General features: G+C 43.2%; 8 protein-coding genes and 1 riboswitch. Of the genes, 3 read left to right on the top strand and 5 right to left on the bottom strand.

What is annotated here, in order from left to right:
• Positions 1 to 45: 45 nt before the first annotated feature.
• Positions 46 to 822 (bottom strand): glycoside hydrolase family 16 protein, encoded by a 777-nt coding sequence (locus RDN93_RS05030; RefSeq protein ID WP_308744480.1) that lies wholly within the window; start codon positions 820 to 822, stop codon positions 46 to 48.
• Between the two features lie 237 nt (positions 823 to 1,059).
• On the opposite strand from RDN93_RS05030, the gene RDN93_RS05035 reads away from it, so the two are divergent.
• Positions 1,060 to 3,930: a two-component regulator propeller domain-containing protein gene (locus RDN93_RS05035; RefSeq protein WP_308744481.1), complete on the top strand. Its 2,871-nt coding sequence runs from the start codon at positions 1,060 to 1,062 to the stop codon at positions 3,928 to 3,930.
• Positions 3,931 to 4,346: 416 nt separating this feature from the next.
• Positions 4,347 to 5,381 (top strand): YeiH family protein, encoded by a 1,035-nt coding sequence (locus tag RDN93_RS05040; protein WP_308744482.1) that lies wholly within the window; start codon positions 4,347 to 4,349, stop codon positions 5,379 to 5,381.
• A gap of 161 nt (positions 5,382 to 5,542) precedes the next feature.
• Here RDN93_RS05040 and RDN93_RS05045 read toward each other — a convergent pair whose 3' ends face one another.
• From RDN93_RS05045 to accC, 3 genes are read right to left on the bottom strand one after another with little or no spacing between them, the layout of a single operon-like run.
• Positions 5,543 to 7,078 (bottom strand): acyl-CoA carboxylase subunit beta, encoded by a 1,536-nt coding sequence (locus RDN93_RS05045; protein WP_308744484.1) that lies wholly within the window; start codon positions 7,076 to 7,078, stop codon positions 5,543 to 5,545.
• Between the two features lie 19 nt (positions 7,079 to 7,097).
• Positions 7,098 to 7,607: an acetyl-CoA carboxylase biotin carboxyl carrier protein subunit gene (locus RDN93_RS05050; protein ID WP_308744485.1), complete on the bottom strand. Its 510-nt coding sequence runs from the start codon at positions 7,605 to 7,607 to the stop codon at positions 7,098 to 7,100.
• Between the two features lie 19 nt (positions 7,608 to 7,626).
• Positions 7,627 to 9,138 carry an acetyl-CoA carboxylase biotin carboxylase subunit gene (gene accC / locus RDN93_RS05055; protein WP_308744486.1) on the bottom strand — a complete coding sequence of 504 codons (1,512 nt, stop codon included), beginning with the start codon at positions 9,136 to 9,138 and terminating at the stop codon, positions 7,627 to 7,629.
• Positions 9,139 to 9,272: 134 nt separating this feature from the next.
• Positions 9,273 to 9,481, bottom strand: a riboswitch (cobalamin riboswitch).
• A 150-nt stretch (positions 9,482 to 9,631) separates the two neighbouring features.
• On the opposite strand from accC, the gene RDN93_RS05060 reads away from it, so the two are divergent.
• On the top strand, positions 9,632 to 10,453 hold the full coding sequence (locus tag RDN93_RS05060) for a helix-turn-helix domain-containing protein (protein WP_308744487.1): 822 nt from the start codon (positions 9,632 to 9,634) through the stop codon (positions 10,451 to 10,453).
• A gap of 38 nt (positions 10,454 to 10,491) precedes the next feature.
• Here the strand turns inward: RDN93_RS05060 and RDN93_RS05065 are convergent, their stop codons facing one another.
• On the bottom strand, positions 10,492 to 12,744 hold the full coding sequence (locus tag RDN93_RS05065; protein ID WP_308744488.1) for a glycoside hydrolase family 3 C-terminal domain-containing protein: 2,253 nt from the start codon (positions 12,742 to 12,744) through the stop codon (positions 10,492 to 10,494).
• Positions 12,745 to 12,893 lie beyond the last annotated feature (149 nt).

Below are 12,893 nucleotides of genomic sequence, written 5' to 3' on the forward strand. Positions count from 1 at the left end.
TGTTTAATACTGATGTTTTCATAACTAAAAGATATCAGTGTGTGTTTATTTCCATTGATAATGGCGCACCCAGTCCACTTCCATCTCTACGGGCAAGTCGGCTGGATCTACCGTACCAACCCACGTGCCTCCTAGCTGCATGTCAATTAATAGATATTGAGGAATATTGAAAGGAAATTGTCCTTCTTGTTCGGTTTCAATCCGGGGATAAACAAAGTTGCGCTTTCCGTTGACATGGAACACCAGACTGTCCGGCCAAAAATCCACCCCATATACATTGAAGTCTTCGGGATTGATGGATATAGTACTTCCGTGTTTCGGGTTATTTTCTATTCCTAGTGTATAGGTATAGTGCGAGTGTACAGTTTGGTAGACAATAGAGTCATGGTTCAGACGTTCCATAATGTCCACTTCTCCTCCCATAGGCCATGAGTATTTGTCTGTTTCATAAGGCAATGTCCATATAGCAGGCCATGCTCCCTTTGCTCCGTGTAGTCTGGCACGTACTTCGATACGTCCTCCGTGGAAAGCACGTTTGTCTTTGGTCCATAATCCTCCGGTCAGGTATTTGGCAGTATCTGCCTTTGTGTTGTCATTGATAATGCCTTTTAAGATAAGAAGACCGTCACGCATTTCATAACAGCGGTCATCAAACGACTGGGTATTTTGCCAATCCGGTTTGCCGCGAGATATGCGGCTCCATACAGTAGTGTCGGGCTCTGTACCATCAAAGTTGTCTTCCCACACTAATTCCCATCTAGGAGTATGAGTACAAGCAAATATACTACATACTGATAACAATAAAAGTATAACCTTTTTCATACGCTTTAATTTTGGTTCACAGAATTTACTTTAAATAATTAACACGCAAACGTATTTTTTTTCTTTTTTAAATGACTCAGAAATCGTATAATTTGAGTCAAATCTTGTCTAATTGAGAAGATTTCAGTGTTTTTTGTGGGAAAATCTTCTCTTTTTTTATGAATACTTGATGAAAAAATGAGGTACAGATTTTTAATGATAAGAAAAAAAAGTATTTTTGCAGAAAATGAAATTACAATGTATCGTGCCTTAATCATACTATTATTTCTGTTGGCAGAGGTAAAATTATTTTCTTCTGAACACACTGTTAATTATTCATTTACTCAACTCTCCATTGAACAAGGTCTTTCTCAAACTACTGCTCAATCTATCTTGCTGGACCATAAAGGTACTCTGTGGGTAGGTACCAAAAGCGGATTGAATAGCTATACCCAGGAAGGGATAAAAACTTACTTGCATCACTCGGGTGATCCTCATTCTCTCCCGAGTAACTATATCAATCATCTGGCAGAGGATTCTTTAGGGAATTTCTGGATATCGACTTCAAAGGGACTAGCTCTGTATGATGATGAACAAGACCGGTTTAATACTGTTAACGCCTCCATTATTTATTCATCTGTGGAAGTCGAAGGTGGAATATGGTTTGGTAGTGAGAATACCATTCATTGCTATGATTATATAAGCAAGAGATTAAAAACGATTCATATAGAAAAAGAAGAAGGCAAAGATATTAATCCGGTCGATTACAGGATTCAGAAGATGCTTTATTTCGAAGATGGCAAGATTCTGATAGGCACTCGGAAGAAGGGAATCTATTTATATGACTGTCGCATCGGGCAATTTACCCTTTTGATTTCAAGCAGTCTGAATCTATTGACATCGTTATACGTAACAGCAGACCGGCACATTTACACCGCTTTTTATGGAGATGGATTTTACTGTTATGACCGGACAGGGAAAATGCTGAAACATTACACAAAGGAAAACTCCGGGTTAAAAAACAATTATGTGTTGGATATTGCAGAATATAATGGCAACATATGGCTGGCAACCGACGGAAGTGGAATCAATTTATTCACTCCTCGAACCTTGCAGTTTTCACAATTGCAACACATAGTGGGGGATTATTCTTCCTTGCCGGTCAATTCTATTACTTTGCTGTACAAAGACATGAAAGAAAATTTATGGGCGGGAAGTGTGCGTGGAGGGATATTCAGTATTAAGGAAACGTATATAAAGACTTATAAAGACGCAATCTTGAACAATACTAACGGACTTAGCGAGAAATCTGTTATCAGCCTTTATGAAGAAAGGGACGGTAAAGTATGGATTGGAACGGATGGAGGAGGTATTAATTTATATGACCCGTTTACAGACAAATTTACCCATTTCCCCTCTACCTACGGTGATAAAGTTGTTTCTATTGCTGAAGTGTCTGAGACTGAACTGATGGTGTCTTTATATACTAAAGGTATTTTTCTGTTCAATAAAAAAACACATAAGTATCGTCCTTTCATTATCGTTGATGAAGAAACTAATAATAAAGAATGTTTTTATGGGTATCTTCCTTTGGCCAATCAGGTCTCGGACGACAAGATATATATCATCAGTTATGGCGCTTATGTATATCACACTAATGACCGTACATTCTCAAGGATGCGAACAGATCGTGATTATGACTTTTCCAATGATGCACTTTGTCTATCATATTCCAATGATAGTTTTTCTCTGTTAAAGTGTGCTCATCAGGCTTTTTGGGTCGATCAGAAAAATGATAGTATCCGACTGTTGTTTGAGTTGGAAAAAGATGAATTTATTACTTCCATGTCCTACGACAACAATCGTATGATATGGACCAGTACTAACAAAGGACTTGGATTTTTTGACTTGGAGAGCAAAATGTATCATCGTATCCGTACCAGGCTTTTCAATGGCATTTCCTTTCTTATTGCTGACGGGAAGGGGCGTCTATGGATTTGTGCCCAGAATCATTTGTATTCTTATATCATTAAAGAGAATAGGTTTATCCTTTGGAACAGTTCAGACGGTTTTCCCCCTAACGAAATTTTGTTTGCATACCAAAAGCAATCTAACAGGGATTATATCTATTTAGGAGGTTCAGAAGGACTAGTTAAGATTAATACGGATATTCCATATACCGAAACTCAAATACCGGAAATATATCTGTCCGAAATCCTCTTTAATGGTAGTCCTTTTTTGAAGAAGGTAAAAGAAAACACCATAAAGATACCTTGGAATTATAATTCACTTTCTGTTCACTTCCGGATAAAGAACAGGGATGTGTTTCAGAAATACATGTTGCAATATACTATTGAAGGCAGAGGTACACAGGTGGTTGAAAGTTATGAGCCGGTTTTGAATTTATCTTCCTTGTCGGCAGGAGATTATTCAATACGAGTTTCGTGTAATACAAAAAGTGGGAACCGAACCCCATCCAAGGAACTGATACGTATTGTTGTCACTCCCCCTTGGTATAAAACTGTTTGGTTTATTTGTGTGGTCGCTGTTCTGTTTATCCTTATGACTGCAAGTATAGGTTATATTCATTACCGTCGGAAAGAACGTAATATGAAAGGTAGTGTGAACCATTTCTTGCAAGCTGTATTAAACGATATGCTTAGCGGTAAAGGAGAAAAACAGCAGGGCGAAGAAGATAACTTTGCAGAAATCTTTTTGTCCGATATTCAGTCAAAGGAAGTGGATGATGACCGGATGGTGGAAACAGAGCAGCAAACTCAACAGAAAAACAACAAGGAGGATGAGGAATTCATCAATAAGCTCAATACGCTTATCAATGAGAATATGGCGGGTGGAGAACTTTCTATTAAATTCCTGACGGACAAGATGGCTATGAGCAGAGCTTCTCTATATAATAAGGTGAAGTCGCTGACTGGTTTGGGAGTTAATGATTATATTAACCGGTTACGTATCGAGAGATCTGTTTTTCTGCTTACAAATACTAGCATGAATATTAATGAAATATCTTATGAAGTAGGTTTCTCTTATCCTCGATATTTTAGCACTTCCTTTAAACAAATCAAAGGAATGACACCTACCCGATTTAAGGAAGAGAATAAGAAGAGCTGATAACTGTTTGATGCCATGCTGGTTTGTCCGAATAAAAAAAGAGGTATGGTTACCGTTTTTTTGTTAAAACCCAGTTTCTGTCTCATTTTTTTTGAGCTTCCGTGAACAAAAATCCAAATGAGTATGTTTTTAATTATGCAAATCGCCTGATAAAGCTTCTTATGGGTATGCGAATATAGATAGGTGAGCAAGATATGCCTCCCCGGCATAACAGGAAGATTGCATAGTAGTTTTGTCGTGTTTTATTTTGTGTTTGTGTTGTGACGGTGCTGCGATGTGAATCGAGGTGCCGTTTTTTATTGCAGATAAGTATAACCGGAGATTATCCGGCATAATAAAATACTGTGAACCATTTTTGTGAAAAATGGTTTTCTTTGCAGAGTTATAAATTCAGTATCACTAAAATCTAGTAATTTATGTTCAACGAAAAAAGAAGCAGCATGTTGCACGGTGTCTTGTTGATAGCACTGTTCTCTTGTGCGGCGTTTTACATTGGTGAGATGTCTTTCGTGAGAAGTCTCTCTTTCAGTCCGATGATTGTAGGTATCATTTTGGGTATGCTTTATGCTAACAGCTTGCGGAATAATCTTCCCGAGACTTGGGTACCGGGTATACAGTTCTGCTCGAAAAAAATTCTGCGTATTGGTATTATCCTGTATGGTTTCAGACTGACTTTTCAGGATGTGCTGGCTATCGGATTGCCTGCTCTGTTGATTGATGTTATTATTGTGGTGGTGACTATTTGTGGCGGTATTTATCTTGGTAAGTTATTGAAAATGGATAAGGGCATTGCATTGCTTACTTCTATTGGAAGCGGTATCTGTGGGGCTGCCGCCATTCTCGGTGCGGAGTCTACTATTAAGGCAAAACCTTATAAGACGGCAGTGGCCGTTTCTACCGTAGTAATCTTCGGAACTATCTCCATGTTTTTATATCCTTTCCTCTATCGGAATGGAATTTGTGCGTTGACTCCCGACCAGATGGGAATCTATACAGGTGCCACGCTCCACGAAGTAGCTCATGTGGTGGGAGCGGGTGACGCTATGGGAAACGGTATTTCGGATTCGGCGATTATCGTGAAGATGATTCGGGTGATGATGCTGGTTCCCGTGCTTCTGATTACTACTTACATGGTGGCAAGAGCGAGAAAGAGACAGGCACAGAAAGGACAGAAATTTCAGAAGATTGCCATTCCCTGGTTTGCAATCGGTTTTATGGGAGTTATCGCTTTTAATTCTTTTGATTTGCTGCCTGCGCAGTTGGTTGCGGGAATCAATACCTTGGATACTTTCCTGCTGACAATGGCAATGACTGCACTTGGTACGGAAACGAGTATTGATAAATTCAGAAAGGCGGGGGCAAAACCTTTTGTACTGGCACTTCTTCTTTATATCTGGCTGGTGGTAGGCGGTTATTTCCTGGTGAAGTATCTTGCTCCTTATTTAATGTAACATATTGTGTTTAATGTAACGCATTCATTGTTTGATATAATATCGCAGAACGAATTTCAGAAATAAAAAACGGGCTTACGTCGATTCTTTGAATAATAATCCTCAGAATCAGTGTAAGTCCGTTTTGGGTGGTGGTACTTTGACAAGTACCTATCTAGTTGTTATAAGGGCATATTTCCATGCTTCTTGGGCGGATTCGTCTGCATCTTGTTTTCCGTCATTTCCAATGCCTGAATCAGACGTTTGCGGGTTTGTCTCGGATAGATGATTTCATCGATGAATCCCAGTTCGGCAGCCTGGTACGGGGTGGCAAACTTTTCCTTGTAGGCTTCCAGTTCTTTCGCTTTCGTTTCTTCATCGGCTTTGCGGAACAGGATATTGATTGCACCGTCCGCACCCATTACTGCGATTTCCGCGCTTGGATAAGCGAAGTTTACGTCGGCACCGGTCTGCTTGGAGTTCATTACGATATAAGCACCACCGTAAGCCTTACGGGTGATAACGGTCAACTTGGGAACGGTAGCTTCTGCAAATGCGTAAACGATTTTTGCACCGTGGCGGATGATACCGTTGTTTTCTTGCGTGTATCCCGGAAGGAATCCCGGAACATCTTCGAATGTAATCAACGGAATGTTGAAACAGTCACAGAAGCGGATAAAACGGCTTGCCTTGTCACTGGCGTCAATATCAAGCACTCCGGCAAGATAAGCGGGCTGATTGGCGATGATACCTACCGAACGACCTGCCAGACGTGCGAAACCGATGAGGATGTTTTTTGCAAAATTCGGCATAACTTCGAAGAAATAGCCATTGTCTACCACCCGTTCGATGATATCTTTCATGTCATAAGGAACATTCGGGTCTGCCGGGACGATAGTGTCCAGAGTAGCGTCTTCACGGTTGGTTTCATCTGTACAGTTCTGCTTTTTAGTCTCGTCCATATTGTTCTGCGGCAGGAACGAAAGCAGTTCGCGGATACTCATCAACAGTTCTTCTTCGGTGTTGCACATAAAATGAGTCACTCCGCTTTTGCTGCTGTGAGTCATGGCGCCACCCAGCTCTTCCTTGCTGACTTCCTCATGGATAACGGTCTTCACTACATCGGGCCCCGTCACAAACATGTGGCTCTTTTCTTTTACCATAAAGATAAAGTCGGTGAGGGCGGGGGAGTAGCAGGCACCGCCGGCACAAGGACCGAGAATAGCGGAGATTTGTGGAATCACACCGCTTGCCATTGTGTTCTGATAGAAAATATCCGCATATCCCGAAAGGCTTTCGATACCTTCCTGAATACGTGCGCCGCCTGAATCGTTCAATGCGATAATCGGAGCACCGTTCTTTAAAGCCAGTTGCTGTACCTTTACAATCTTCTTCGCGTTGGATGCGGAAAGCGAACCACCGTAAACGGTGAAGTCATAGGCGTAAACGAAAACCTGGCGACCGTCAATCTTTCCGTAACCGGATACGATGCCGTCTCCCGGAATTTTGTTCTTGTCCATGCCGTAGTTGGTGCAACGGTGAACCATCAGCTTATCCAATTCGACAAATGTTCCTTTGTCGAGCAACATCTCGATACGTTCGCGGGCAGTCATCTTGCCGCTTTCGTGTTGCTTTTCTATTTTTTCTGCGCCACCCCCGAGGGAAGCGATGCGGTCACGTTCCTGGAACGTGGTATATGCTTTGTTTATTTCTTCCATGATGCAATTCTTTTTTAGTTTATGCAATCGGTTCTAATGTTATTAATGTCTGGTCACCGGTGATGTTATCACCTTCCTGAACCAGAATTTCTTTGATGCGGCAATCCGAAGTCACTTTATAGTTGCTCTGCATCTTCATGGCTTCGATAACGATAGCAGTGTCTCCTGCTTTCACTTCCTGTCCTGCCGTAACGGGGATTTTTACTACTTTCCCCGGCATGGGGGAAGTGATGCGGTCGTTCTGTTCGTTTTCGCCTTTCTTGCGCATACGCAGGTATTTCGCCTGACTGTCTACGATTTCGACATTGAAACTGCTGTAATGCGTGTTCACTTTATAGCTTTTCCCGTTTTCCTTGCGGATGAGCTGCGCGTTTGCACTGCGACCGTCCATAAGGATGTTGCAGGTTCCGTTTTCCGCCATTACCACGTCCGCTTCAAACGGTTTTCCGTCAATGGTAAGTATCACTTTGTTATCTTCCTTGCTGACCAGTTCCACTTCGGCCACTCGGTCACCTATATGAATTTCCATAATTAACTGCTTTTTAAATTTAGATACGAAGTACGCCTTTATGCAATCCGAATTCTTTCCATTTGCTGATAGGACGGTTGTCGGTAGTGTCACCGCTGTTCTCTTCAAGATTCATCAGATAGTCCATGTAGGCGGCAATCAGTGCAATATTCTCGGCACGTTCGCTGGTGCGCATAATGCATTGGTGCAGGTGTTCACCGTTCTTGGTGATGAATCCGGTATCGTAATGACCTTCCACAAAGTCGGGCGTATCCATGATAGCGCGCAAGTAACTGATATTATTCTTGACTCCGGTCAGCTTGTATTCATGGAGCACGCGACGCATCCGTTCGATAGCATATTCGCGATTGGTAGCCCATACAATCAGTTTGCCAATCATCGGGTCATAATAGATAGGAATCTCGTATCCCTCGTATACATAGCTGTCAATACGCACTCCGATGCCGTTCGGCTCTGTAATCTGCTTAATGATTCCGGGACTTGGCATGAAATTCATTTCCGTATCTTCGGCACAGATACGACATTCGATAGCGTGTCCGCGCTGTTTGATATCTTCCTGTTTCAGTTGAAGCATCTGTCCGTCGGCAACTTTGATTTGCTCTTTCACAAGGTCTACACCTACTACTTCTTCGGTAATCGGGTGCTCTACTTGCAGGCGGGTATTCATTTCAAGGAAGTAATAATTGCGGTGTTTGTCAACAAGAAATTCGATGGTTCCCGCTCCGATATAGTTTACTGCTTTGGCGGCTGCCACGGCTTTTTCCCCCATATCTTTCCGCAATTCCGGAGTGACGAAAACCGAAGGTGTTTCTTCCACAATCTTCTGATTACGGCGTTGTACGGAACATTCGCGTTCGCAAAGATGAATTACGTTGCCGTGCTTGTCACCCAAAATCTGGAATTCGATGTGATGAGGCTCTTCCACAAACTTCTCCAGATAAACCGTGTCGTCGCCAAAAGAAGAGAGTGATTCACTTTTGGCAGTTGTGTAGGCTTCTTCCACTTCTTCCGCGCTGTGGATAAGGCGCATCCCTTTTCCACCGCCACCCATAGAAGCTTTCAGCATCACCGGATAACCGATTTTATTGCAAAGCTCCACGGCTTCTTCCACACTTTTTAGGTTTTCTTGTGTCCCGGGCACAACGGGTACTCCGGCTTCAATCATCCTGATACGGGCGGAAATTTTGTCGCCCATTGCTTCCATTGTCTCCGGATCGGGTCCGATAAAGATAATGCCTTCTTCCTGACAGCGCCGTGCAAAATTAGCATTCTCGGACAGGAATCCATATCCCGGATGAATGGCGTCTGCATGGTTCGCTTTCGCCACTTCGATAATTTTTTCTATATTCAGATAACTCTCTTTAGATGCGGCGGGACCTACACAATATGCTTCGTCTGCGTAGAGCACATGCTTTGCAGTCCGGTCTGCCTCGGAAAATATCGCGATACTCGTTATTTCCATCTCCCGGCAGGAGCGCATCACCCTCACGGCTATCTCACCGCGATTGGCTACTAAGATTCTTTTTATCATACTTTTTTAAATTAAGTACATACTTATTTTATGCCTTTCCACCTTGCGGACATATTCCACCCGGTGAAAACACAGTATTTTATTGATTTGGGGCTTAACAAACGATGTTCTTTCTCCTAATCCACGAGGCGGAAGAACGTTTTACGCGAAGTGGCAGGTCTTCTGACTGACTCTTGTCTTATTTGCCTTCCCGATAAAAAAACATCAGTGGCGTCAAATTAGTTCATTAATAAGACATTGAACAGAGTTTCACAGCAGCGGGACTGTTCGGGATTTGCACCCGATTCCCTATTAATCGTCGTCCGTTGGCTACGGATTCCGAACCATTTCGGTGGCAAAGATAAATAAATATTGAATAGAGTGTAGCCTTTTTGCACGAAAGTTTCATTTTTGTGCAATGGAGTATATGTGCGAAGATAGGTTGTCGGTTCGCGTGGACATTCGAAAACAAAACGCTACATTTGCCTGTGAAATCAAGAAAAACGGTTTGTCGATGATAACTACCTTCTATATTTCTGAACAGCCGGGCGCTTTATTGCACTTCCTGTCTATGGATGCGCCTCAACGTAACACAGTGAAAGGGCTTGTTTTTATTTTGACCGTCTCCGGACAAGCGATAGTAGAAGTTGACGGTTGCTCCTATACCTTGTTGCCGGGTGGGCTATTGACCCTGTTACCGTCTCATTTATTGTACACTGTATCGCAATCTTCCGATTATGGATGTCTTACTATCGCTTTTCCGTTCGACGCAATGACCGATTTTCCTTATCTGCTACCTGCCTTGATAACGGAAAAGATGGAGCAAACTCCCTTTATCCTTCTTTCTGCTGAAGAAAGGAGACACCTGGCAGAAGGACACACTGCAATTCTGCATCATTATCATTTAGTGAATCATCCATCTTATAAGGAAATACTTTGTGCTTTGATATATGTTTTTACTGCCGAAGTTAGTGCGATTTATGCCAATCATCCGATGAAGGCGACCGCTACACATCGGGAAGAATTGACAGAGAATTTCTTCCGCCTTTTACATGAGTATTTTTCTTCCCGCCGGGATGTAGCGTTCTATGCCGATTGTCTTTGTATCACTCCTAAATATCTGGCAAGAGTGATACAGCAAGTCACAGGACATACTCCCGCTTATTGGATTGCAGACTTCACAGTTCGTGAAGCCAAGACCTTATTGAAATCGACAACGTTGACGGTAACTGAACTTTCGGAACGGATGAACTTTCCTAATTCTTCTTTTTTTGCCCGTTATTTTAGGCGTCATGCCGGAGTCTCTCCGCAGGAATACCGGGCGGGGAAGAAATGAGAATTGGCGTTTGCGAAAAGGAAATATATATACGGCACTCATAAATAAATGCCATATGTTTGTATATATTTTCCTTCCAGTTTGCAGTCGGCGGAAGAAGAATTGACGAACAGTCGGAAAGTGCCTTCCGGTATTTTCCATTTGCCGGTATTTTCGTCATATTGCGCTAAGTCGGATTTCGTGAGAATAAAGGTTACTTTTTCTGTCTCTCCCGGTTGCAGAAGCTTGGTTTTGGCAAATGTCTTTAGTTCTTTCAATGGACGTTTTTGTCCGTTATTCGGTGCGGAGACATAGATTTGCGCTACTTCTTTTCCTTCTTTATCGCCTGCGTTGGTGATGAGACAGGAAAGGCGGATATTGCCTCCTTCGTTGACGACGTCCAGATTGCTATATGTAAATTGAGTGTACGATAATCCGTAACCGAATGGATAAGAGACAGGCTTGTGAAAGGTATCATAATAGCGATAACCTACAAAGAGCCCTTCTTCGTAACGGGTGGAGTCGGTGCTTGCCGTGCTTCCCGCAATGGGAAAGTTGGGTGCGGAAGGGACGTCTTCGTATTTGATAGGGAAGGTCATAGTCAGTTTGCCTGAGGGAGATGCTGTTCCCGTCAGAATATCGGCTACGGCATTTCCACCTTCTTGTCCGGCAAGCCAGGAGACGAGAATGGCGTCCGGTTGGTTTTTCCATGAAACAGTTTCCACTACGCCACAGGTGTTGAGGATGACAACTACTTGCTTGCCCTGTGCATGGAAAGCGATACAAACATTTTCCACTAATTCATGTTCGGTATCGGAAAGATAGAAGTCGTTTTTTAGCGAACGGTCGGCAAATTCTCCGGAGATACGTCCTAAGGTGATGATAGCTATGTCCTGTTCCGCAGCCTGCTGCTGAATCACGGTGTCGGATACCGGCATTTCTGCGATGCGTTGTACAGGCTTTCCGAATTCGGCAGGCGGGAGTTTGGTAGATTCGATGGCTATGTAGTTGCGATATTGTTGTATCAGTGTGCTGTCCAGTTGTAATCCGGCATTGGTAAGCCCTTCGGTGAGAGAGATGGTATAGGCGCGGTTCACGTCGCCACTACCGGTTCCACCGGCTATAAAGTCATAAGAAGTGATGCCGAAAGCTGCCACTTTCCGGATATGGGAGATATCTATGGGGAGAGCATGGTTCTCATTTTTTAATAATACCATACCTTCAGTAGCGGCGGTGCGGCTGATATGTGCATGCGCTTCGAGAGCGGGGGCATTGCTGTATGATAGTTTCTTGAAACGTAAGGAACGGGAGATGAGTTCAAGAAGGTTCTTTACGTTCCGGTTGAGTACGGAGATAGAAATCTCGCCTTTACGGGCACCTACTTTGATAGAGTTTTGTTGTTTTTGTGTGCCCGGCATCAGCAGGTCGTTTCCTGCCTGCATTTGCAGGACGGGATTACTCCCACCGAACCAGTCGGTCATTACAGTTCCCCGAAATCCCCATTGTTGGCGCAGAATGGTGTCGAGCAATAGAGAATTCTCCGAAGCATACGTACCGTTAATACGGTTGTACGAGCTCATTATAGTCCAAGGTTTCGCTTCGCGGACGGCTATATCAAAAGGCTTGAGATACAGTTCATGCATAGTTTGCGGAGAAACCAATACATTGTTTTCTACCCGGTTCGTCTCCTGGTTATTAAGGGCAAAATGTTTAAGAGAAGTACCTACGCCGTTCTGTTGTATGCCACGAATCATGGCTGCCGCAGTTTTTCCCGATACCCACGGGTCTTCGGAGTAATATTCAAAATTACGTCCGCAGAGTGGATTCCGCATGATGTTGGTGGCGGGGGCCAGGAGAAGGTCTACTCCATATTCACGTGCTTCGTTACCGATGGCGTGACCGACTTTTTCCACTAATGGTATATTCCATGTGGATGCGAGTGCAGTGGCAATCGGGAAGTGGGTACAATAGAAAGTACTGTCGGTTCCTTTCCGGTGGGCATCGATGCGCAATCCGGCGGGACCGTCGGCTACCACGATAGCCGGGATACCCAGCCGGGGAATAGCGTGCGTTGTTCCGGCTGCTCCGGGAACTAGTTTCTGTGTAGACCCCACTACGGCGGTTACCGTGTCGGGTACTTCGGGGTTATCATCGTCTCTTGCACCGACAAGCAGGCTCACTTTCTCGTCAAAAGTCATGGCTGATATGACTTCGTCTATACTTGCTTTGCCTAATTGAGGCAGATTCTGTGCTGCCAGGTTCTCGAAAAAAGAGAGGGAGAGGGCAGCGAAAAAGCTAATTCTTCTGTTCATAATTTTATTGGTTTATTTCATTCTAAGTAGTCATCTTAATACTTATATCGTCTGTCATTAGCTTCGCTCAAATTCTTTTTTTATTATTTTATTATATTGCTGTCCGATAAACCTTTTTATTGCAAGATAAAATTAGGGTCGATTCCATT

Source organism: uncultured Bacteroides sp. (genome assembly GCF_902491285.1).
Lineage (GTDB): Bacteria > Bacteroidota > Bacteroidia > Bacteroidales > Bacteroidaceae > Bacteroides.